At 71.9% G+C, this 21,808-nt stretch carries 22 protein-coding genes and 2 pseudogenes; 13 read left to right on the forward strand and 11 right to left on the reverse strand.

Annotation, left to right across the window (positions count from 1 at the left end; all coding sequences use genetic code 11):
- The first annotated feature begins 58 nt into the window (after window positions 1–58).
- A complete protein-coding gene (locus AC061S_RS33995) occupies window positions 59–511 on the forward strand; it encodes an NUDIX hydrolase (protein WP_478689733.1) in 453 nt (150 codons plus the stop codon).
- Window positions 512–563: 52 nt separating this feature from the next.
- Here AC061S_RS33995 and AC061S_RS34000 read toward each other — a convergent pair whose 3' ends face one another.
- From AC061S_RS34000 to AC061S_RS34020, 5 genes are all read right to left on the reverse strand, one after another.
- Window positions 564–947, reverse strand: a complete 384-nt coding sequence (locus tag AC061S_RS34000; RefSeq protein WP_478689734.1) for a DUF6086 family protein — start codon at window positions 945–947, stop codon at window positions 564–566.
- Entirely contained in the window at window positions 944–1,813 is an 870-nt protein-coding gene (locus tag AC061S_RS34005; protein WP_478689735.1) for a trypsin-like serine peptidase, read from the reverse strand. Before AC061S_RS34005 ends, AC061S_RS34000 begins: the two co-directional genes overlap by 4 nt.
- 114 nt (window positions 1,814–1,927) lie before the next feature.
- Window positions 1,928–2,344: a PIN domain-containing protein gene (locus AC061S_RS34010; protein WP_478689736.1), complete on the reverse strand. Its 417-nt coding sequence runs from the start codon at window positions 2,342–2,344 to the stop codon at window positions 1,928–1,930.
- Window positions 2,341–2,580, reverse strand: a complete 240-nt coding sequence (locus AC061S_RS34015) for a type II toxin-antitoxin system VapB family antitoxin (RefSeq protein WP_478689737.1) — start codon at window positions 2,578–2,580, stop codon at window positions 2,341–2,343. The genes AC061S_RS34010 and AC061S_RS34015 overlap by 4 nt, the downstream gene beginning before the upstream one ends.
- Before the next feature lie 151 nt (window positions 2,581–2,731).
- Window positions 2,732–3,952, reverse strand: a complete 1,221-nt coding sequence (locus AC061S_RS34020; protein ID WP_478689738.1) for an amidohydrolase family protein — start codon at window positions 3,950–3,952, stop codon at window positions 2,732–2,734.
- 218 nt (window positions 3,953–4,170) lie between these two features.
- On the opposite strand from AC061S_RS34020, the gene afsR reads away from it, so the two are divergent.
- Window positions 4,171–7,317: an SARP-family global regulator AfsR gene (gene afsR, locus AC061S_RS34025; RefSeq protein WP_478689739.1), complete on the forward strand. Its 3,147-nt coding sequence runs from the start codon at window positions 4,171–4,173 to the stop codon at window positions 7,315–7,317.
- Between the two features lie 233 nt (window positions 7,318–7,550).
- Window positions 7,551–7,745 (forward strand): hypothetical protein, encoded by a 195-nt coding sequence (locus AC061S_RS34030; protein ID WP_478689740.1) that lies wholly within the window; start codon window positions 7,551–7,553, stop codon window positions 7,743–7,745.
- 243 nt (window positions 7,746–7,988) lie between these two features.
- Here the strand turns inward: AC061S_RS34030 and AC061S_RS34035 are convergent, their stop codons facing one another.
- Complete coding sequence (locus tag AC061S_RS34035; protein WP_478689741.1) at window positions 7,989–8,807, reverse strand: IclR family transcriptional regulator; 819 nt, start codon at window positions 8,805–8,807, stop codon at window positions 7,989–7,991.
- Between the two features lie 160 nt (window positions 8,808–8,967).
- Here AC061S_RS34035 and AC061S_RS34040 point away from each other — a divergent pair, with 160 nt between their 5' ends.
- A complete protein-coding gene (locus AC061S_RS34040; RefSeq protein ID WP_478689742.1) occupies window positions 8,968–9,696 on the forward strand; it encodes a class I SAM-dependent methyltransferase in 729 nt (242 codons plus the stop codon).
- A 45-nt stretch (window positions 9,697–9,741) separates the two neighbouring features.
- Here AC061S_RS34040 and sigJ read toward each other — a convergent pair whose 3' ends face one another.
- Window positions 9,742–10,677, reverse strand: a complete 936-nt coding sequence (gene sigJ, locus AC061S_RS34045) for an RNA polymerase sigma factor SigJ (protein WP_478689743.1) — start codon at window positions 10,675–10,677, stop codon at window positions 9,742–9,744.
- A 189-nt stretch (window positions 10,678–10,866) separates the two neighbouring features.
- On the opposite strand from sigJ, the gene AC061S_RS34050 reads away from it, so the two are divergent.
- The 3 genes from AC061S_RS34050 to AC061S_RS34060 all read left to right on the forward strand — a co-directional run bounded on the left by AC061S_RS34050 (window position 10,867) and on the right by AC061S_RS34060 (window position 12,752).
- Entirely contained in the window at window positions 10,867–11,337 is a 471-nt protein-coding gene (locus AC061S_RS34050) for a carboxymuconolactone decarboxylase family protein (protein WP_478689744.1), read from the forward strand.
- A gap of 67 nt (window positions 11,338–11,404) precedes the next feature.
- On the forward strand, window positions 11,405–11,791 hold the full coding sequence (locus AC061S_RS34055; RefSeq protein ID WP_478689745.1) for a DoxX family protein: 387 nt from the start codon (window positions 11,405–11,407) through the stop codon (window positions 11,789–11,791).
- Between the two features lie 493 nt (window positions 11,792–12,284).
- Window positions 12,285–12,752, forward strand: coding sequence for an NUDIX hydrolase (locus AC061S_RS34060; RefSeq protein WP_478689746.1), 468 nt, complete (start codon window positions 12,285–12,287; stop codon window positions 12,750–12,752).
- Window positions 12,753–12,773: 21 nt separating this feature from the next.
- On the opposite strand, the gene AC061S_RS34065 is transcribed toward AC061S_RS34060, so the two are convergent.
- Window positions 12,774–13,226, reverse strand: coding sequence for an Lrp/AsnC family transcriptional regulator (locus AC061S_RS34065; RefSeq protein WP_478689776.1), 453 nt, complete (start codon window positions 13,224–13,226; stop codon window positions 12,774–12,776).
- 111 nt (window positions 13,227–13,337) lie between these two features.
- Here AC061S_RS34065 and AC061S_RS34070 point away from each other — a divergent pair, with 111 nt between their 5' ends.
- The 3 genes from AC061S_RS34070 to AC061S_RS34080 all read left to right on the forward strand — a co-directional run bounded on the left by AC061S_RS34070 (window position 13,338) and on the right by AC061S_RS34080 (window position 15,975).
- The gene (locus AC061S_RS34070; protein ID WP_478689747.1) at window positions 13,338–13,955 is read left to right on the forward strand and encodes a LysE family translocator; all 618 of its coding nucleotides are present in this window, start codon (window positions 13,338–13,340) and stop codon (window positions 13,953–13,955) included.
- A gap of 1,109 nt (window positions 13,956–15,064) precedes the next feature.
- Window positions 15,065–15,289 carry a hypothetical protein gene (locus tag AC061S_RS34075; RefSeq protein WP_478689748.1) on the forward strand — a complete coding sequence of 75 codons (225 nt, stop codon included), beginning with the start codon at window positions 15,065–15,067 and terminating at the stop codon, window positions 15,287–15,289.
- 68 nt (window positions 15,290–15,357) lie between these two features.
- Window positions 15,358–15,975, forward strand: coding sequence for a hypothetical protein (locus tag AC061S_RS34080; RefSeq protein ID WP_478689749.1), 618 nt, complete (start codon window positions 15,358–15,360; stop codon window positions 15,973–15,975).
- Window positions 15,976–16,041: 66 nt separating this feature from the next.
- On the opposite strand, the gene AC061S_RS34085 is transcribed toward AC061S_RS34080, so the two are convergent.
- Together AC061S_RS34085 and AC061S_RS34090 are read right to left on the reverse strand one after the other, a co-directional pair.
- Window positions 16,042–16,551, reverse strand: a complete 510-nt coding sequence (locus tag AC061S_RS34085; protein ID WP_478689750.1) for an allene oxide cyclase barrel-like domain-containing protein — start codon at window positions 16,549–16,551, stop codon at window positions 16,042–16,044.
- Between the two features lie 152 nt (window positions 16,552–16,703).
- Window positions 16,704–17,138 (reverse strand): annotated as a pseudogene (locus AC061S_RS34090) (Lrp/AsnC family transcriptional regulator); the annotation flags it as partial.
- Between the two features lie 94 nt (window positions 17,139–17,232).
- On the opposite strand from AC061S_RS34090, the pseudogene AC061S_RS34095 reads away from it, so the two are divergent.
- A pseudogene (locus AC061S_RS34095) lies at window positions 17,233–17,964 on the forward strand (LLM class flavin-dependent oxidoreductase).
- Entirely contained in the window at window positions 17,961–18,392 is a 432-nt protein-coding gene (locus tag AC061S_RS34100; RefSeq protein WP_478689751.1) for a nucleoside deaminase, read from the forward strand. The pseudogene AC061S_RS34095 and the gene AC061S_RS34100 overlap by 4 nt, the downstream one beginning before the upstream one ends.
- Before the next feature lie 10 nt (window positions 18,393–18,402).
- Here the strand turns inward: AC061S_RS34100 and AC061S_RS34105 are convergent, their stop codons facing one another.
- A complete protein-coding gene (locus AC061S_RS34105; RefSeq protein WP_478689752.1) occupies window positions 18,403–19,284 on the reverse strand; it encodes an AfsR/SARP family transcriptional regulator in 882 nt (293 codons plus the stop codon).
- Window positions 19,285–19,477: 193 nt separating this feature from the next.
- Here AC061S_RS34105 and AC061S_RS34110 point away from each other — a divergent pair, with 193 nt between their 5' ends.
- Complete coding sequence (locus AC061S_RS34110) at window positions 19,478–21,808, forward strand: MMPL family transporter (protein WP_478689753.1); 2,331 nt, start codon at window positions 19,478–19,480, stop codon at window positions 21,806–21,808.

Here is a 21,808-nt window from a genome sequence, read left to right on the forward strand (position 1 = left end):
CCCCCCGCCCCCATCAAACCTCTCCCGCCCCCCGCACCCCCCGTCGTACGCTGGTCTGATGCGAACTTCACCGCGAACTCCACGTCAGGCAGCGAGAATCGTCGTCCTCAACCCCGCTGGATCGGTGTTCCTGTTCCGCGAGAACAACGTGGAAGTCGGCGTCCACTGGCTGCCGCCCGGCGGTGGCATCGATCCCGGGGAGACGCCCGAGGAGTGCGTGCGGCGGGAGTTGCGGGAGGAGACGGGCTGGACGGACCTGGAGCCGGAGCGGCTGCTCTGCACCTGGGAGCACGACTTCACCCACCAGGGCATCCCCGTACGCCAGCACGAGCACATCTACGTGACCACCGGCCCGCACCGCGATCCGGTACCGGAGTATCCCGAGGCCCACTGGCGGTGGTTGTCCCCGCTGAACCTCGCCACCCTCGGAGAACCGCTGTGGCCCCCGCGCCTCGCCGAGCTGCTCGACGACGCCCCCGCCCAGCCCGTCCACCTGGGACTCATCGCCTGACCAGCCGCCCGGCGGACCACCACCCCCGCCCCGGCGGGCCGCGGCCCGCCGCTCAGCGGGGCATGGCCCCGGACATGTCCCGGGCGAAGGCGCGCAGCTCGACCGTGACCGCGGACTCGTACGAATTCGGCTCGCTCACCGGCCAGTTCACCTGTGCTCCCGCACGCTCCGCCAGGACCAGCACGGTGGCGACGAAGCCCTCCGAGAGGGCGCGGATCACGGCGTGGCCGGTGTGGCCGTGGCGGGCGACGAGGGCTTCGGTGAAGGCACCGAGGGCCACCGGGTCGATCTGGCACTCGTCGTTCTCCATCGGGCCGATGCCCGACGGGACGCCGAGTTCTGCCTCGAAGAGGGCCACTTGGCGGTGGAAGAGGCGGGCGGCGCCGTTCGAGGGGTTCCAGAGCGTCTCGTCGCCGAGGTCGCAGTACTGGCTCACCGGCCGCCGGTCGCCCGTGCGTACAGCTCGGCCGCGTAGCCGGTCAGGATCGTGCTCGTCGAGACGTCGTCCGTTTCCCCGCCGGTCAGCACGCCGATGATCTTTCCGTCGGCAGCGATCCACGAGCTGCCGCTCGTGCCGCCCGGGAAGTCCGCGCAGTCGAAGCGCTGTTCCGTCGCGCTCAGCCGCACCGCGCGGGACAGGCAGGTGCGCGGGACCCTGCGGTCCGCCGGGTAGCCGGTCACCGTGACCCGCTCGTCCGTGCGGCCCGTGGTGTCCAGGACGGCGGCGCCGGTGACGTCCTCGATGTTGCGGCCCGAGGCGTCGGGGGCGAGGCGGGCGAAGGCGAGGTCGTAGTCGTCGTTGGCCCCGGCCGACCAGCGCGGGTCCTCGAAGACCTCCGCGATCTTCCACGTGCCGTACGGGGCCCGCCCGTCCGCGTAAGCGGGTACGAAGGAGGCTCCACCATCGGCTGCCCGGCCGGCGAGCAGGCAGTGGCCGGCGGTGACGATCAGGTTCCGCCCGGGGCTGCGCACGACGGTCGCCGTACAGAAGTGGGCACCGGTCACTTCGCCCTCGAACAGCGCCCCGGCGAAGGCCGCGGGCCCGCCCGGCGCGGGAGACGACAGCGACGGTCCGGGGGTCTGGCCATCGGGCCGCCGAGCGTCCTCCGATGGCGACGACGATGGCGACGACGACGGCGGCGACTGCGACGCACGAGCAGGTGACGGCGTCACCGAAGGGGCCGCGTTCGCCTGCACGCGGGCCTTGCCGTCATCGGCCGGCACCACCGTCGTCATGGCCGCGGACGCGCCCAGCGCCGCCACCGCGCACAGCGCCGCGGTCACCACGGTCCGCTTGTCCATCGCAGACACCCTCCCCCGATTTGCTCCGGCGGAGCATGCCCTGCCCGCGGCGACTGCCGCAAGGGGGGACCCCAGCCGAGGCCCGCCACCCTCAGCCTGCCCCAGCCCGGTCCGTCAGTCGGCTGTGCCAGGCGGGACGACCCATCGCACCGGCTGACCGGTGACCTTGGCGATCATGTCGTAGTCGCCGTCGTAGTGCAGGACTGTGGCTCCATGCCGTTCGGCCGTCGCCGCGATGATCAGGTCCGGGAGGGATAGCGCCTTCCAGTTGCCCACCTCGATGAGCTGTCTCTGCACAGCCAAGGCCCGATCCCATGTCTCGTCTGGAGTGGGGAGCCAGTCGAAGGCACCCATGCCTTTACGGATCCGCTCCGCATCGGCCTTCGAGCGGGCGCTGTACATCACTTCCAGCTCCACGGCTCCGCACACGGCAAGGACTCCCGCCACGTGGAGCGGAAAAACGACCTTATGCACGGCTGGCTTGGGATAGCGCGCGAGAGCAGACTTGTCGATCAGGAAGCGCTCGCTCATGCCGCCCTGTCCTGAACGTGCTCAGCCTCCGCGAAGGCCTCCGCGGTCGGCTCGACCGGGCCCGTCAGGTCGGGCAGCCCACCCTCGGCGATCCAGTTCAGGAAGTCTTCCCGCTTGCGCCGGTTGACCACGTCCTGAAGGGCCGCGTTCACCGTCGCCACCTTCGTCTTCGTACCGAAGAGCTCGGCGGCCTCCGCCAGCAGGGCGTCATCGACGTCGATCACGGTTCTGGCCATCGTGAACCTCCTCAGCGAGGGGCCGATCACCCCTGTCCACTTAAACGATATCAAGATCGACGTCAAGAGATATCGTTTCTGCAGCCCATCGACGGACAGCCCCCGCCCGGAATGATCCGGGCGGGGGCTGCCCCCTGGCGGGCGCGGGCCGCTACGCCCCGGGCCAGAGGCCCTCCGGGGTCAGGCCCAGGAGGTCGATCGCGTTGCCGCGGACGATGCGGTCCACCACGTCCGGGGCCAGGTGGCCCATCTGGGCTTCGCCGACCTCGCGGGATTTGGGCCACGTGGAGTCGGAGTGGGGGTAGTCCGTCTCGTAGAGGACATTGGCCACGCCGATGGAGTCCAGGTTCTTCAGGCCGAAGGCGTCGTCGAAGAAGCAGCCGAAGACGTGCTCCGCGAAGAGCTCCGACGGCGGGCGCAGCACCTTGTCGGCGACGCCGCCCCAGCCGCGGTTCTCCTCCCAGACCACGTTCGCGCGCTCCAGGATGTACGGGATCCAGCCGATCTGGCCCTCCGCGTACATGATCTTGAGGTTCGGGAAGCGCTCGAACTTCCCGCTCATCAGCCAGTCCACCATCGAGAAGCAGCAGTTGGCGAAGGTGATGGTGGAGCCGACGGCCGGCGGGGCGTCCGCCGAGGTGGACGGCATGCGCGAGGAGGAGCCGATGTGCATGGCGATGACCGTGCCGGTCTCGTTGCACGCCTCCAGGAAGGGGTCCCACTCGTCCGTGTGGATGGAGGGGAGCCCGAGGTGGGGCGGGATCTCCGAGAAGGCGACGGCCCGGACCCCGCGCGCCGCGTTGCGCCGGACCTCGGCGGCGGCGAGGCGGGCGTCCCAGAGCGGGACGAGGGTGAGCGGGATGAGGCGGCCGGCGGCGTCGGGGCCGCACCACTCCTCCACCATCCAGTCGTTGTACGCGCGCACGCCGAGCAGGCCGAGTTCGCGGTCCTTGGCCTCGGTGAAGGTCTGGCCGCAGAAGCGCGGGAAGGTCGGGAAGCAGAGGGCGGACTGGACGTGGTTGACGTCCATGTCGGCGAGTCGGTCGGGAACCGAGAAGGAGCCCGGGCGCATCTGCTCGTACGTGATGACTTCGAGCTTGATCTCGTCGCGGTCGTAGCCGACGGCCGTGTCGAGGCGGGTGAGGGGTCGGTGCAGGTCCTCGTACACCCACCAGTCGCCTATCGGGCCGTCGTCGCCCTTCGCTCCCATGACGGGGGCGAACTTGCCTCCGAGGAAGGTCATTTCCTTCAGCGGGGCGCGGACGACGCGGGGGCCGACGTCGTGGTACTTGGACGGGAGCCGGTCCCGCCAGACGTTGGGGGGCTCAACCGTGTGGTCGTCCACCGAGATGATTTTCGGGAAGGTCTCCATGCCCTCACGGTAGCGTCAATCTGACGAACCGTCAGCTAGTTGGGCGGGGCCGGATACAGGATCCGCACGGGCCGGATGCCCGATCCGCACGGACCAGGCGCCCGATCCGCACCGACCAGGCCCCGGATCCGTAAGGACTGGGTCCGTTACGGACTGACGTGTACGCGCAACACAGGGCAGACTGGCCCTTACACCTAGGGAAGGCAGGGGGAGACCAGATGGACGGCATACCGGCCATCCCGCACCAGCGGAACCACCCCGAGTCCGGTGACACCGCCATTGCCACAGCCGTCGGACCCGGAGTCGGAGTCGAAGCAGCGCCCGCCGCGGAAGCCAGAGCCGACGAAGCCGTCAACGTGACCCAGCCCCCCTCCGCCACCGGAGGCAACCGGTTCGCCGTGCTCGGGCCCATCCGGGCCTGGCGCGGCGGCGAGGCGCTGAGTACCGGGACCCCGCAGCAGCGGGCGCTGCTCGCCGTGCTCCTGCTCCGCGAAGGCCGCACCGCCACCGCGCCCGAACTCATCGACGCCATCTGGGGCGAGGACCCGCCGCAGCAGGCCCTCGCGACCATCCGTACGTACGCCTCCCGCCTGCGCAAGATCCTCGAACCCGGGCTCCTCGTCAGCGAGTCCGGCGGCTACGCGATCCGCCTGCCCCACCCCGAGGCCCTCGACCTCGGCATCGCCCGGGCCCTCGCCGCCGACGCCGAGGCCGCGCGCGCCGGGAAGGCGAAGGACTCCGACTCCCGCTCCGTCAAGGGCGCCCGCGGAGCCCCCGGAGCCCCCCGCACCCCCGCCGGCCAGGGCGGGCGTGCGCTCGCCCGTACGCTGCTGGCCCGCGCCCTGGACGTATGGGACGGCGAACCGCTGGCCGGCGTACCCGGACCGCACGCCGACACCGAGCGCACCCGTCTCGCCGAGTGGCGTCTCCAACTGCTGGAGACCCGGCTCGACTTGGACCTGGAGCTCGGCCACCACGCCGAGGCCGTCTCCGAGCTCACCGCCCTCACCGCCGCCCACCCCCTGCGGGAGCGGCTGCGCGAGCTGCTCATGCTCGCCCTCTACCGCAGCGGCCGCCAGGCCGAGGCCCTCGCCGTGTACGCCGACACCCGCCGGCTACTCGCCGACGAACTCGGCGTCGACCCGCGCCCCGAACTCGCCGAGCTCCAGCAGCGCATCCTGCGGGCCGACTCCGAACTCGCCCGCGCCGAGGACCCGGCACCGGCCGCCGCGCCCGTACACGTGAGGCCCGCCCAATTGCCCGCCACCGTCTCCGACTTCACGGGCCGGTCCAGCTTCGTCCGGGACCTCGGCGAGATCCTCACGGGCGCCGAGGGCCAGGTGATGGCGGTCTCCGCCCTCGCCGGCATCGGCGGCGTCGGCAAGACCACCCTCGCCGTGCACGTCGCGCACGGCGCCCGCCCGCACTTCCCCGACGGCCAGCTCTACGTCGACCTCCAGGGCACCGAAGCCCGCCCCGCCGAGCCCGAGGCCGTCCTCGGCTCCTTCCTGCGCGCCCTCGGGACCCCCGACGCCTCGATCCCCGACTCCCCCGCCGAACGGGCCGCCCTCTACCGCTCCACCCTCGACGGCCGCCGCGTCCTGGTCCTCCTCGACAACGCCCGCGACGCCGCCCAGGTCCGCCCGCTGCTGCCGGGCACCGCGGGCTGCGCCGCCCTCGTCACCAGCCGGGTCCGGATGGCCGGCCTGGCCGGCGCGCACCTCGTCGACCTCGACGTGATGAGCCCCGACGAGGCCCTCCAGCTGTTCACCCGGATCGTCGGGGCCGAGCGGGTCGGCGCCGAGCGCCAGGCCGCCCTCGACGTGGTCGGCGCCTGCGGGTTCCTGCCGCTCGCCATCCGCATCGCCGCCTCCCGGCTCGCCGCCCGCCGCACCTGGACCGTCTCCGTGCTCGCCGCGAAGCTCGCCGACGAGCGCCGCCGCCTGGACGAGCTCCAGGCCGGCGACCTCGCCGTCAAGGCCACCTTCGAGCTGGGCTACGGGCAGTTGGAGCCCGCCCAGCAGCGCGCGTTCCGCCTGCTGGGGCTGCCCGACGGGCCGGACATCTCCCTCGCGGCGGCAGCCGCCGTACTCGACCGGCCGGAGCACGACACCGAGGACCTGCTCGAAGCTTTAGTGGACTGCTCCCTCCTCGAATCGGCCGCGCCCGGCCGCTACCGCTTCCACGACCTCGTACGCCTCTACGCGCGTGCGTGCGCCGAGCGCGACGAGCAGCCGCCGAGCGCGCGCGACGCCGCCCTCGACCGGGTGCTCGACTTCTACCTGGCCACCGCCACCGGCGTGTACGGCCTGGAGCGGCCCGGCGACCGGCTCGTGGCCCACCTGTCGGCCACCCGCTACCCCGGCCTGGTCTTCACCGAGCCGCACTCCGCCCAGGACTGGCTGTACGCCGAGGCCGACCCGCTGCTCGCCTGCGTACGGCAGGCCGCCGCGCGCCGCCCGGGCCGGGAGGACCTGCTGCGCCGGGCCGTGGACCTGCTGCTGGCGGCCAAGGACCTCGCGGAGTCGGGCGCCAACTCCAAGCAGTACGAGTCGGCCGCGACCGCGCTGCGGGACGCCGCGCACGCCGCACGGGACCCGTACTCCGAGGGCCGGGCCCGCACCACGCTGACCAACACCCACCTGGTCGCGGGCCGGTTCTCCGAGGCCGACGACGAGGCGCGCCAGGCCACCGTGCTGGCCCGCGCCGCCGGGGACCCGCTGTCCAGCTGCTGGGCGCCCAACGACCGCGGGATCAGCGCCATTTACGAAGGACGCTACGAGGACGGCGAACGGTACCTGCTGGAGGCCATCGACAACTTCCGGGCCGACTCCAACCACGTGGGCGAGGCGAGCGCCCTGTGCAACCTCTCCCGCATCCACGTGGAGCAGGGCCGCCTCGCCAGCGCCATCGAGCTCGCCCAGCAGGGCATCGCCATCTACGACCGGATGGGACTCACCCTGCGCCTGGCCAACGGCCGCTACGCGCTGGGCATCGCCCTCACCCAGGCCGACCGGCTCTCCGAGGCGCACTCCCAACTCAGCAAGGCGCTCACGCTGTTCCACGAGAACCGGCAGCCGCTGTGGGAGGGCGTGACGCACTTCCGCCTCGCCAAGGTCCACCTGGCCGCGCGCCGCCCGACGCTGGCCGCCTCCCACGCGGAACAGGCCATCGCGCTGCGGGGCATCGGCGGCGAGTGGCGCCGCGCCACCGTGCTGACCGTACTGGGCCGCGCGCTGCGCCAGTTGGGGCAGCGGGACCGGGCGCGGGTGTGCTGGCGGGACGCCGAGGTGGTGTTCACGCAGCTCGGGTCGCCGGAGCTGAGCGAGGTACGGGCGCTGCTGGCGGCGGAGATCGCCGCCTGAGGCCGTCGGCGGCGCGTCGGGCTGCGTAGGCCTGCGTAGGCCTGCGTAGGCAGCCTACGTAGGGCTCCTCACGAACTGAACGGCACGTTCATCGTTCGTTTATCGCCTCCGGCCACGATGGGGTTCATCGACTCGGCGTGTCGGGGGGCAGACCGGGTCGGCTGGAGGACCACCCGTTCGGCGGTCCGCGGGGGAATCGCCGAACGGGCCCTACCCATCCATCAGGAGATCCGATGACGACGAACGACAACACCCTGCCGACCGCCGCCGACCTCGCGTCGCTCGACGACCCGGCCGTCCCGGCCACGGCGCCCAAGCCGGCGGACGACCTCACCTCGGGCACGCCGGCCAAGCCGCTCGACAACCACGTCTCCGGCGAGGACATCGTGTCGCTGGACAACCACGTGTCCGGGCCGCCGCGGCCGTAAGCCACGGGCCGCAGGCCGCCGGCCGGGCCCATCAGAACGCGTACGACCCGGACCGGGGGGCCAGGGGGCCGGGTCGTGCGGCACGGACGTACCACGGGGGGACCGGGGGTCACGGGGGACCAACGGGGTGCACGGGGGAACGGCGGCCGCGGTGGCCAGGAGGGGGACCACCGCGGCCGCCGTACGTGCGCGTGCGGGGCCGCTACGTGGCCGCGCGGCCGGCCGACTGGTCGGCTGGCCGGCTCAGCCGAGCTGGAGCAGCCGTTGCACGCCGCGCGCGGCCTCCAGCAGCGCCGGCGAGAACCGCTCCAGCTCCGCCCGCGTGCTCAGGAAGCTGCCGGCGGTCAGGCTGACCCCGCCCACCGGCACGCCCTCGCGGTCGAAGACCGGCGCGCCCAGGCAGCGGATCGAGGGCTCGTACTCCTCGTCGTCGACGGCGTAGCCGCGCTCCCGGACCGTCCGCAAGTCGGCCGCGAGGCCCTCCCGGTCGGTGAGCGTCCGCCCGGTCAGGGCCGGCATCCCGGTGGCACGGAGGATGCCCTCGGCCTCCTCGGGCGGCAGGTGCGCCAGGACGGCCTTGCCGATCGCGGTGGCGTGCAGGGGGATGCGCGTGCCGACGCGCGAGGAGGTCCGGTAGGACTGGGTGCTCTCGATCTTGCGGATGTACGTGAGCGCGTTGCCGCTGCGCAGTGCCAGGTGGACGGCATGCCCGGTGCACCGCTGGAGGAATTCGAGCATCTCGACGATGCCCTCGGGCCGGTCGGTGGCGATCTCGGCGGCCAGGGTGCGCAGCCGCAGGCCGACTCCGTAGCTGCCCTCGCCGTCGGTGACGGCGTAGCCCTGCTCGACGAGGGAGACCAGGATCCGGTACGTGCTGGACTTGGGGACCCCGGCGGCGGCCGACAGCTCGGCGAGCCGGTGCGGCCCGCCGAACGCGGTCAGCGCCTCCGCGATCCGCAGCGTCTTCTCCAGGGCGCTGCCGTTCGTGGAGCTCCGGCCCACGCTCTGGCCGCCCACGCTCCGGGCGCCCGTGGCCCGGCCACCCACGGCATGGCCGCCCATGCCCTGGCCCGGCACCTCACTCCGTATGGCATTGACCACGAAACCCCCAAGGATTGGCAAAATGTTTCGATTCACCTTACGCCACGGGATGCCCGTTTTGCCCGGGGCCGAAGGGCCCGAAATACGGCCCTCCCGCGCCCCCGCTGACTAGGCTGACCGTGTGTTCACCTCCCAGGGCCCGACCCTCCGCGAACTGGCCGTACAGGGCCTGTCCTCCATCGAACGGGGTTACGACCTGCTGGCCCCCAAGTTCGACCGGACCCCCTTCCGCACCCCCGACCGGATGCTCGACGCGGTCGAGGAGACGCTCGCCCGCCACGTGGGCCCCTTCGGCACCGGACTCGACGTCTGCTGCGGCACGGGCGCGGGTCTCGGCATGCTGCGACGGCTGTGCCGGGGGCGGGTGACCGGGGTGGACCTCAGCTCGGGCATGCTCGCCGAGGCCCGGCTCGCCCACCCCGAGGAGCGGGTGGACCTCCTGCGGGCCGACGCGCGGGCCCTGCCCGCCGCGCTCGGGGACTCGTACGACCTGGCGGTCAGCTTCGGCGCCTTCGGCCACTTCCTCCCGGCCGAGCGCCCCGCGGTCTTCTCCGGGGTCTACGGGGCCCTGCGCCCCGGCGGGGTGTTCGCCTTCCCGATCGGCGCCCCGATCCCGCCGAGCCGCCCGGCCTGGTGGGCCCTGTCCGGCTTCGACGCGGCGATGCGCGTGCGCAACGCGGTCTGGCGCCCGCCGTTCGTCATGTACTACCGCACCTTCCCGTTCGGCCCCGTCCGCACCGACCTCCGTGCGGCGGGCTTCACGGTGGAGACGCTCCCCCTGGACCACTTCGGCCGCCGTCCGGACGGAACGCCGAGCTGGCGGCTGGTGCTGGCGCGGCGGACGGACTGACTCCGCCGGCCGCGCGTCCGGCCGCCCGTCCGGCCGCGCGTCCGGTCACTTCTCCGGCAGGCGGCCGATGTCGGACACGGGGCCGAGGTGGCCGAGCTTGTCGGGGTTGGACACGGTGTGGACCGCCTGGACCACACCGTCGACGATGTCGAGCTCGACCACGGTGGCCACCCGCCCCTCGGCGTCGACGATCAGGGCGCCTGGCCGGCCGTTGACCAGGGCCGGCCGCAGCGAGGCAGCTCCGAGCGAGCGAAGCCGGCGGAGTCCGCCGATGAGCAGGCGTCCGACGCGGTGCGGCTCGGTCACCGACTTCGCGACCGCCCTCGCCTTGCCCCCGCCGTCCCCGTGGTAGACGACGTCGGGCGCGAGCATGTCGAGCAGCGCGTCCATCTCGCCGCCGGCTGCGGCCTCGAAGAACGTACGGGCGAGCTCCTCGCCCTCCGCCCGCCGGGCCGCGGGCGGCGCGCTGTCGGCGGCCTGACCTCCGGCGGCGATCCGCTTCCTGGCGCGGGCGAAGATCTGCCGGCAGTTCGCCTCGGACTTGCCGGTGGTCCGGGCCACCTCCGGGTACTCGTACCCGAACACCTCGCGCAGCATGAACACCGCGCGCTCCACCGGGGACAGGGCCTCCAGCAGGACGAGGAACGCCATCGAGAGGGAGTCGGCCAGCTCGGCGTGCTCGGCCGGTCCGGGCCGGTCGGTGGACACGACGACGGGCTCGGGCAGCCATTCCCCCACGTACGTCTCCCGCCGCACTCGCGCCGAACTCAGGTGGTTGATCCCGAGCCGCGTCACCGACGTGGTCAGGTACGCCTTCGGGGCGGCTATCTCGGTCCCGGCCTGATGGGCCTTGGTGAGCCCGAGGAACGCGTCCTGGACGATGCCCTCCGCGTCACCCACCGACCCGGTCATCCCGTAGGCGATGGAGAACAGCAGCGGCCGGTACCCCACCGCATCCGCCACATCGATCGATCCCTGCACGAAACCCTCCCCCGATTCGTTGCGCGCCGTTCCGCAGGCTACCCAACGACACCGGGCTTATCGATCACGAACGGGTCCGTGACCCAGGTCACACCGCCCACCTGTCACAGCGCGCAGGGGTGCCGTGTCTTAGAGGGAGAACAACGAAGAACACACACCGAACGACCCACAACGGCAAAGGAATCCGCCATGACCGCTCGCCTGAACCTCTTCGCCGACCCGGTCGCCGTCAAGGCGTGGAAGCACATCATCGCCGCGAGCAAGGCGCTCGGGGAGTCGACCCTGCCGGCCTCCACCGCCGAACTGGTGATGCTCCGGGCCAGCCAGATCAACGGCTGCGCCGGATGCATCGACATGCACACCAAGGACGCGGCGGCCGCCGGGGAGACCGCGGTACGCCTCCACCTGGTCGCGGCCTGGCGCGAGGCCACCGTGTTCACCGACGCCGAGCGCGCGGCCCTGCTCCTGACCGAGGAGGCCACCCGCATCGCGGACGCGGCCGGGGGCGTCAGCGACGAGGTCTGGGCGAACGCGGCCAAGCACTTCGACGACGCGCAGCTGGCCGCCCTGGTGACCCAGATCGCGGTCATCAACGCCTTCAACCGCGGCAACGTCATGGTCCAGACCCCGGCCGGCGACTACCAGCCCGGCCAACACTGACCCCTCGCGCCGCAAGGCTCCGGCCACCCGGCCGAAGCCGGCGCCCGCCCCCACTCCACTCCACCCCATGAACATCGCGCTGTGGATCGTCACCGGACTACTCGCCGCCGCGTACCTCCTCGGCGGCGCCTTCAAGGCGTTCACCCCGAAGGAGAAGATCGCCGCCAGCGGCGCCGGCGCGAAGTGGGTCGAGGACTTCAGCCCCGGCGCGGTGAAGGCCATCGGAGCCGTGGAGATGCTGGCCGCGACAGCCCTGATCCTCCCGGCGGTCCTGAACACCGCCCCGATCCTGGTCCCCCTGGCCGCACTGGGCCTGGTCCTCCTCATGCTGGGCGCGACCCTCACCCGCTACCGCCGCCACGAGCCCGCGTACATGGCGGTAGACCTGGCCTACGTCCTCCTGGCCGCCTTCGTGGCCTGGGGCCGCCCCGGCCCGGAATCCTTCACCGGCTGACCGCCTACGACCCCACACGGCTCCTCGGCCTCCACGAACGTGTGCTCACCCGCGCGGCGGTCACCGGAACTTGCCGGAATGAGGGGCAACGCCACCGCTTCGTTCTGCCGTGACAGCCGATGGCGGCTCACACAGCGCATACGCTTCACGAGGACGGTCGCAGCGATCGGGCCGACACCGTCTGGCGCTCCCGGCATTGGCCGCGTCCGCACGGCGGGTACCGCCCCGGGTCGGACAGGATGCCCACCGGGTCGCCCTCACGCACCACGTGTTCCAACCTCGCCGGCGCTCTGCGCCGCAAGGCGGAGGCCGGCTGCCGGGTGCGGTTCTTGATCGGGGACCCGAACAGTCCGGTCACGGCAGCCCGGGAAGCCGAGGAGGACGTACCGCTCACGCTGTCCACGCGGATTGCCGTGACGTTGAACGAACCGGTTCTCCGCTCACGTCGAGGAGCTGTGGAGTCGAGGACGCGATATTCGGAAGGTGGGACACGGTGCCCAGGCGTGACTACGAGGACGACCCTCGCGCACCCAAGGCGAAAAGTCTCGTCCCTGCCGCCTCGGCCGTGGTCGTGGATGGTGCCGGACGGGTTCTCCTACAGCGCCGGACCGACAACGGGATGTGGGCGCTGCCCGGCGGGAAGATGGAGCTGGGTGAGTCCCTCGGGGACTGCGCCGTCCGGGAGACGTTCGAGGAGACGGGCGTCACGGTCGAGATCACCGGGATCGTCGGGACGTACACCAACCCAGGCCACGTCTTCTCCTACGACGACGGCGAGGTGCGGCAGGAGTTCTCGATCTGCCTGCTCGCCCGGCCCACCGGGGGAAGCCTGCGCGTGTCGGACGAGTCGTTCGAGGTCGCATGGTTCGCGCCGGAGGCCGTGGACAACCTTCCGATGGTGCCGAGCATCCGCAAGCGCATCGACGACTGGAGGGCGGGGCGGGGCCCCGTCGTCCGTTGAGGCCGTCTCCTCCACCTGCGACTACTCGGGCAGGGGGCGGGCGTCGATGACGTTCTTCATCACGAGGGTGGAGGTCAGGCGCTGGACCCCGGGCAGGCGTGCGAGCTGCTGGTCGTACAGCTCCTGGAACGCGGGCAGGTCGGCGGTCGCGACCCGCAAGAGGTAGTCGGGCTCGCCGAACAGGCGCTGCGCCTGGAGCACGTGCGGGACAGCGGCGACGGCCTCTTCGAAGGCCGTGACGGTGTCGGGGGTCTCCCAGCGCAGGGTGGCGAAGACAAGGGCCTCGAAGTTCAGGCCGACGGCGGCCGGGTCGACCACGGCCCGGTATCCACGGATCGCGCCCTCGCGTTCGAGGTCGCGCAGCCGCCGGTGGCAGGGCGAGACGCTCAGCCGCACGCGAGCGGCCAGCTCGGTGATGGTCAGGCGGCCGTCGAGCTGCAGCTCGGTAAGAATCTTCCGGTCCATGGCGTCCATGGAGAAGATTCTCCCCCACATCGCGCGATCATGGGGTAAATACGCAAACACATTCGGGCATATCCGGCCTAGCGTTCCCTCCAGAGAAAGCGGTGCGAGAGGGAGCGATCGATGGATACGACGACGCTGGCGGCCTTCCTGGCAGTGGACCTGTTGCTGGTGTTCACCCCCGGCGCGGACTGGGCCTACGCGATCTCCGCCGGCCTGCGGGAACGCTCGGTCGTCCCGGCCGTCACGGGGCTGGTCGCCGGGCACGCGGCCTATGCGCTGGTGGCCGTCGCGGGCCTGGCCGTGATCGTGGCGAGCTCACCGGCCGCGCTCACCGTCCTGACGGTGGCGGGCGCCTGCTACCTGCTGTGGCTGGGCTGGGGCGTTCTGCGGCAGCCGGCCGTGCCGGTGGCCGCCGGCGAGAGCGCGGACGCGTCCCGGGTGCGGGTGATGCTGAAGGGCGCCGGGATCAGCGGCCTGAACCCGAAGGCTCTGCTGCTGTACTTCGCGCTGTTCCCGCAGTTCATCGACTCCGCCGACGGCTGGCCGGTCGCCGCTCAGACCGGGCTGCTCAGCACGGTGCACCTGACCGCGTGCGCGGTCGTCTACCTCGCCGTCGGCGTGCTGGCCCGCACGGTCCTGAAAACCAGGCCTTCGGCCGCCCTGGCCGTCACCCGCATCAGCGGCGTCATGATGCTGGCCATCGGCGCCTTCCTGCTGGTGGAAAGCCTGGTGGACTGAGCAGGTCGACGCCCCCTCGGTAGTCGAACTCGAGTGCTAGGGCGGGCTCTTGCCGGGTCGTGGTCGGGCGCGTCCCGGTGGGGCGCGTGGTTTCTTTTGGGGGCGGAGTACCTGGAGAAAGACTTCTATCCAGACCCCTCCAGCCTCCCGCCGGCCGGCTCTCACTCGCACGGGTGAATCGGCCAACTGGGGTGGATTTCGCGGTGGTTGTCTGGCATATGCTCGCCTCGACAACTCAGACATGAGACGGCCCCCGCCGGGACTGCGAATCCCGATCGAGGGCCTGACCAACGAGGAAGTAGACCCTTCCCGCTGGCTACCAATTAGGAAGCAAACTTTCCCTATGGCTTCGGTGCACTTTACCGCGCCCGTGCGCGCGACATACGGCGTTCGGCACGCCAACGTCCGGCTCACCGGGCGGTTCACGGTGGTGAGCAACGACCTCATCCAGCATCCCGACATGTCTGCGGTCGCACGGATCCTGGGGATCTACATCCAGTCGCTGCCGACCGGTACACCCATCGGCATCAAGGACCTGGTCAAGCGGCTTCCGCTCGGGGAGACGTCGATCGCCAACGGGCTGCGGGAACTGGTGGCGTTCGGATACCTGGACCGCTCCTTGGAGAGCCTGCCGGGTGGGCGGATCGTCACCCGTACGGTCTCCTACAACCATCCCCGGGCGGCCGTTGTCGTCGCCGCACGCCGTGGCCACGGTCGCGGCGTCCCTCCGGCGGGGCACTCCTCGGCGCCCCCTCCGCCTCCGGCGCCGCCACCGCCGCCGTCGGAGACCGGGCCTGCTACCGGGCCGGCCGTGCCCCCGGAGCCCGAGCCGGAGGCGGACGCGGAGCCCGAGGCGGAGCCCGAGCCGGAGCCCGAGCCGGAGCCCGAGCCGGAGGCGCCCGTAGAGCCCGAGCCGGAGGCCCCGGCGGAGCCCGCCTCCGGCAGTCGGCTGCCCGTGCCCCTGGAGCGGGACGACCCCGGGCGGCACCGGCTCGCCTGTGAGGTGCTCGCGGAGTTGCGGCGGGTCGATGCGCGGCTCCTGCTCGGGGAGCGGGACGTCCGGTACCTCGCGAGGGGCGTCGAGGCCTGGCTGGAGCGCGGGGGCCGGGGTGGCGGCGCTGGTCGCCGCGTTGTCCGCCCGGCTGCCGGAAGGGCTGCGCAATCCGGCCGGGCTGATCGCCCACCGGCTCACGGCCCAGTTGCCACCGCCGCTGGTGCCGCTGCCCCGCGCGCCCGCCTTCGTACCGCCGGATCCCTTCGTGAACTGCACGAAGTGCGAGCTGGCGTACCGCAGCCCCGACGGGCCCGGGACCTGCAACGGCTGCGGCCCTTAAGGACCGGTTCCGACTGCCTCAAAGGAAAATGGATCTTTGTCCGCTGCCGGTTGTGACAGGGTGCTGGAATGTCCAACCCCATGGCGTACCCGGTGTTCCGCACCACCGACGCGCTACTGGCTCTGCGCGTGGCGCATCAGCTTGTGGCAGTCGGTGACCAGCAGTACGCGGAGGTGTCAGTCGACGTCGAGCTGTGCACCGTCCAGGAAGTGTTGCGGATACGCGAGGCGCTGCCGGATGCCTGGTTCCGGAAAGAGGACGTCGAGGACTGGGCACGGGATCCTTCCGACCCGACGGGTCTGCACGGTGGTATCCACGCGCCCGATCTCTCCCGTGATCCGGACTTCCTCTCCTCGCACCTGCCGCTCTGGGCATCGATGGAGTACCGGCCACTGGGCAGCATCGAAGAGGAGTTCGCTGCCGTGGTGGGCCCCAACATGGGCGAGATCTGGTGGTCCGGCTTGATCTGGCCGGATGCACCGGCCCGTGACGTCCATCGCGAGGCCGACAACGCCCGGGTTTCCTTGCTGTTCAACTGCCGAACGCAAGGCCTCGACGAGCGCTCCGATGACCACACAGTCCTCGTCCATGTGCGCCGCAGGAATCGCGACGGGTCCGAGGAACGGCACGCTGCCTGGCTGGCAGAGCAGACCGGCCAGTCCGTCATTGGCCCACCACAGGAGTAACCCCCGATCGGACCCAGCCGCTCCAGGGCGACCAGGTGAGAGCCTCGCGTCGGACCGGCTCGACGGTCAGCGCTGGAGGTCGATCGTGAAGCGCCTCTCGCCCGGAGCGATCGTGTCGGCGTGGATCGAGCCACGAGCCCGGTCGTACTTGCCGGTGCCGCCCGTGATCGCGTTGTCGAACGAAGGGGGCGGGCCCGGGACGAGGTGGCCGAACACCATCCCCTGCACGGTGAGCTGTCCGCCCGGGAGGGTGTAGGTCACGACGCACGTCTCCGCTCCGCCGTTGTCGACCCGGGTGGTCGTGCAGGTTCCGCCGGTCTCGCCGACCTGGTTGCCGTCCTTTTCGAAGAGGAGCGAGCGGAAGACGGTCCGGTCGCCCTGGGCGGCGGCGCCGCCGGGGTTGACGGGGAAGCGCGACTGCTCCGCGAGCTTGCCGGTGAGTGTGATGACCTTGTCCTTGCCCTTGTCACGGGCGGAATCGTCGTCCGTCGCGATGGCGGACGCTACCGGGGCGCAGGCGAGAAGGGCAGCCAGCGCGGTGGCCGTGCCGAGAAGGGTCGCTCTGATGGGGCGCATCGTGTGGCTCCTGAGGTTGAGGCTCACGGATGGTCAGATGACCCATTCATAGCCTCGGCTCCGCTTCCGTCCGGAGTGTCCCGGCGCGACCCATCAGGAGATCCGACCGATCGGACCAGCCCGGGACCCGAGACGGCCCGCGCACCGGCCCTCGGGCCGCGGAAGGGGAGGGGGCGGCTGAGGACGAGGTTGGTGGTGGTGCTGCCGAACTGGGCCAGGGCGTCGACCGTGTGCTCCAGTTGGGCCATCGAGGTCGCCGCCACCTTCAGGACGTAGCAGTCGTCCCCGGTGGTGCGCAGGCACTCCAGGATCTCCGGGCGCTCAGCGAGGAGCCGGTGGAGCGGCCCGTGGCGGGTTCCGGGGTACTTCAGGCGGACCACGGCCAGTGCCATGTAGCCGGTGCGCTCCAGATCGACCTCCGCGCGGTAGCCGGTGATCACCTCGGCCGCCTCCAGGCGGCGTACCCGCTCCGTCGTCGCCGACGGGCTCAGGTTGACCCGGCGCGCCAGCTCCGTGAAGGCGATCCGGCCGTCCTGCTGGAGCTCGTTCAGGATCGCCCAGTCCGTCGCGTCGAGATTCTCGGTCATCCGGCGACATTACCGGGGGATCCACGGCCGAACCGGCTCTGAACAGGGAGGAATCCCTTCAGGCGGTACGGGTCCGCTGGCTAGGCTCGACGGTGTGAAGATCGGAGTCAACATCCTCAATTTCGGCCCGGGTGCCAGCCCCGGAGCCCTGCGGGACACGGCCCTGACCGTCGAAGGTCTGGGCTTCGACCTGCTGATGCTCTCGGACCACATCGCCGTCACGCCCGATGTCGCCGAACGCTATCCCGCGCCCTTCTACGAGCCCTTCACCACCCTGTCCTGGCTCGCCGGCCTGACGAGCAGGATCCGGCTCGGCACGACCGTGCTCATCGCCCCGTACCGGCACCCGCTGCTCACCGCCCGCATGGCGGCCAATCCCGTTCGAGCAGCGGGGACGGCTGACCGACGACCACCTGCGGGCGGTGCGGACCGCCTGGAAGGACACCGCCGACTACGGGACCCTACGGATCCCCGTCTGGGTCGGCGGCAACAGCGACGCGGGGCTGCGCCGGGCCGTCCTGCTCGGGGACGCGTGGCATCCGCTGCGCCCCACGCTGCCGTGGCTGCGCCGATCGCGGGGCTCCAGCGGCCGGCCGGGGAGGGGACCATCGACCAGATCATGGACGATCTGGAGCAACTGCGGCTGCTGGGCCCCGAGTCCGTCGTACTCGACCACTACGGCGGCGACCCAGACGAGACGCGCCATCCGCAGCGGGGCCGGCAGGCGCTCGCCACGGTGGCCGCACGCCTCGGACTTGCCGAGAAGACCAGAGAAGACAGACAAGACAGAGATAACAGAGAAGACAGCGGAACGGAGTCGTCATGAGTGTCACGACCGGGGACCACGCCCTCCTGCGGCGGGCCATCGCCCTCGCGGCCGAGGCCGGTGAGAGCGGCAACCCGCCGTTCGGATCGCTGCTGGCCGGGCCGGACGGGACGGTGCTGGCGGAGGAGCGCAACACGACCCTCACCGACCGGGACGTCACCGCGCACCCGGAGCTGAAGCTCGCGCGGTGGGCCGCCCGGGAGCTGGACGCGGCCACCGCGGCCCGGACCACGATGTACACCAGCTGCGAGCCGTGCGGGATGTGCGAGCCGGCCATCCGGCAGGCGGGGCTGGGGCGGGTGGTGTTCGCCCTGTCCGGCGAACAGCTCCTGGACATCAGGCCGGGCAGCGGCCGGCCGGCCGTACCGCTGGACGGGCCCGCGCTGCACGCCGAGGTACGGGCCGCGGTGGAGCCGTACTACCGCTGACTACCGCTGACTACCGCTGACCGTCCGCGGTACTGCGCCCGGACTGCCGCCGGCCGTCCGGGCGCAGTACGGACATCACCATCAGCTCCGGGTCCTGGGACAGCAGCCCCGCCTGGAGCGAGCGCAGCGCCCGGCCCGGCTCCACCCCCAGATCCGCGACGACCCGGGCGCGCTGGTCGGCGTAGACGGTCAGTGCCTCGTTGCCGCGGTCCGAGCGGTAGAGCGCGAGCATGAGCATGAGCAGCCACAGGAAGCGTTCCCTCATGGGGTACTTGTGCACCGCGTAGTGCAGGTAGGGCACGGCGTTGCGGTGCCCGCCCAACTCCAGTTCCAGCTCGGCGCGGACCTCCATGTCCGCGAGGAACCGCTCGTGCCGGTAGAGGCGTTCGCGCTCCAGCATGGGCCCGTCGAGACCCTCGGCGAGCGGGCCCGTGGACATCGTGCGCGCCTCTTCGAGCAGCCGGGCCGCCTCGTGGATCTCGCCCGCGCGCACCGCGGCGATACCGGCCGCCGCCAGCTTCTCGTACGTGTAGAGGTCCACCTCGCAGTCGCCCACGTCCAACCGGTAGCCGCCGCCCGACCAGTCCAGGCCGACGCCCAGGGCGCGGAGTCCGGAGACGGACTTCTGGATCAGGTTCTTGGCGTACGCCGGGTACTCGCCGCCCCAGAGCGACTCGATCAGCTGGTCCACGCCGGTCTCCAGGCCCGGCCTGAGCAGCAGCACGGCCAGCAGCGCCTGCTGCTTGGGCGGGCCGAGCTCCAGCACCTGCTCCGCGCGCCGGACCCGGAGCGGGCCCAGCAGCCGGAAGCTCAGCCCCGACGGGCCCTCGCCCCCGCCGCCCTGGCCCCCGCCGCCTTGGAAGCCGCGCTCGCGCAGCAGCACACCCGACATCTTCCCTCCCCCGCGTAGGCCCGTTCGCCCTTCGACTTCGGCCTTCGTACAGACGCTAGGCATTACCGGCCGGTTCTGACGAACGGCGGTCCGCAGGATGGTCAGCGATCGTTCCAGCGGCTCGTGAAAGCCCCTCCGCCATCGTGGTGCGACACCCTCCCCTCCCGCCTCCTGTCGCTCCTTGGAGTCAACGATGAACGGTCCGGTCCGCCCCGAGGTGCGCCCCGCGGAGCGCCCTCCCGCCCTGCGCCGGTGGGGGCGGGTGGCCGCCGCCCGGTCCCGGCTCCTGGTGTGGGCCGGTGTCGCGCTCGCCGTACTGGGCCTCGTGCTGGCCGCCGGCACCATGGAACGGCTGGTCCTGAGCCGCTTCGAGAGTCCCGGCTCCGAGTCGCTGAGAACCAGGGCCGTCCTGGAGGAGGAGTTCGGGACGGGCACGCCCGGCGTGCTGCTGATGGTCACGGCCGCGCGCGGCACCGTGGACGAGGCGGCGGTGGCGGCCGAGGGCCGCGCCCTGGAGCAGGAACTGGCCCGGCAGGACGGGGTGGCCGAGGTCGCCTCGTACTGGTCGCGCGGCAACTCGCCCGCGATGCGCTCCACCGACGGCGGGCAGGCCCTGGTGATCGCCCGGATGTCGGGCACGGTGACCGAGGCCCGGACCCGGCTGGCCGAGATCTCGCCGGCCTTCACCCGGGACGGCGCCCTCGTGTCGGTCCGGGTCGGCGGCGGGGACGAGGTGTTCCGGCAGGCCGCCGAGCAGGCGCGCAAGGACTTCCTGCGCGCCGAGTTGATCGTCTTCCCGCTGGTCCTGCTCCTGCTGTTCGCCGTCTACCGCCGCTTCTCGGCCGCGTTCCTCACCCTCGGCATGGGCCTGTTCTCGGTGGTCACCTCCTTGGCGCTGCTGCGCGGGATCACGTACGCGGCCGACGTCTCGACCTTCGCCGCCAATCTGGCCCTGGTGATGGGCATCGGCCTCGGGGTCGACTACAGCCTCTTCGTCATCAACCGGTTCCGTGAGGAGCTGCTGCCCGGGCGCTCGGCCGCCGAGGCCGTCGAGCACGCGGTCGCCGGCGCGGGCCGCACGGTCGCGTTCAGCGGTCTCACCGTGGTCCTGTCGCTGGCCGCCCTGCTGCTCTTCCCGTTCCCCTTCCTGCGCTCGTTCGCGTACGCCGGTATCGCCACGGTCCTCACCTCGGTGTTCGCGGCCCTGGTGGTCCTGCCCGCCGCGCTGGCCCGGCTGGGCCGGCGGGTCGCCCGCCGGCCCGCGGAAGGCCGCGGTGGCGCCGGGGGTGGCACCGGCGGCGGGTGGTGGCACGGCACGGCCCTGCGCATGATGCGCCGGCCGCTGCTGTACGGGATTCCCGCGCTGGTGCTGCTGCTGGGCCTGGCCTCGCCGACGCTGGGGCTGACCTTCGGCCTGCCGGACGAGCGGGTGCTGCCCGCGCACGTGTCCAGCCGGGTGGTGCAGCAGGAGATCCGCGACGGCTTCGCAGCGGAGGAGATGGACGCGATCCAGGTCCTGCAGCCCGGCTTGCCGGGCGGCGCCGCGAAGGGGGCCGCGAACGGGGCCACGAACGGTGCCGCAAACCGTGCCGAGAGCAGGGCCGCGATCGAGGCCACGGCGCTGGGCCTGTCGCGGATCCCCGCGGTCCACCAGGTCGACGCGCTCACCGGCTCGTACTCCGAGGGCCGGAAGATCGCCGAACCGAACGGCTCCGCCGCCAGGTTCGCGGGCGAGAAGAGCACCTGGTACTCGGTGGTCGCCACGCACCGCGGCCTGGACCGGGACGTCGACCGGGTCCTCTCCGACATCCGCACGACGGCCCCCGGGGCGCAGATCGGCGGCTACCCCGCCGAACTGCGGGACTTCCGGACCGATTTGACCGACCGGCTGCCCCTGGTGTTCGGGCTGATCCTGGTGGCCACCTTCCTCGTCCTGTTCCTGATGACCGGCAGCCTGCTGCTCCCGGCCAAGGCCATCGTCCTCAACGCCCTCAGCATGGGAGTGATGGCCGGGGTCCTCGTCTGGATCTTCCAGGAGGGACACCTGTCCGGGGTGCTGGGCTTCACGCCGAGCGGCTCCATCGAGCCCAGCATCCCCATCCTGATGTTCTGCACCGCCTTCGGACTCTCCATGGACTACGAGGTGTTCATGCTGTCGCGGATCAAGGAGGAGTACGACCGCACCGGCGACAACGTCGCCGCGGTGGCGCTCGGCCTGGAGCGCGGCGGCCCGCTGATCACCTCGGCCGCGGTGATCCTCGCGGCCTCGTTCGCCACGTACGCCTCCTCCGGGATCGTCTTCCTCAAGATGCTGGGTATCGGCATGGTCGCGGTGATCCTCATCGACGCCACGCTGATCAGGGCGGTGCTGGTACCGGTCTCGATGCGGCTGGCCGGCCGGGCCAACTGGTGGGCCCCGGCCCCGCTGCGCGCACTGCACGCCCGGTTCGGCCTCGCCGAGGGCCCGGCTACGGCCGTCCCCCGCGAGGCGCCGCGCCGGCTTGCGCAAGGGTCTCGGCGGTGA

The sequence above is a fragment of the Streptomyces sp. CA189 genome (assembly GCF_056428985.1).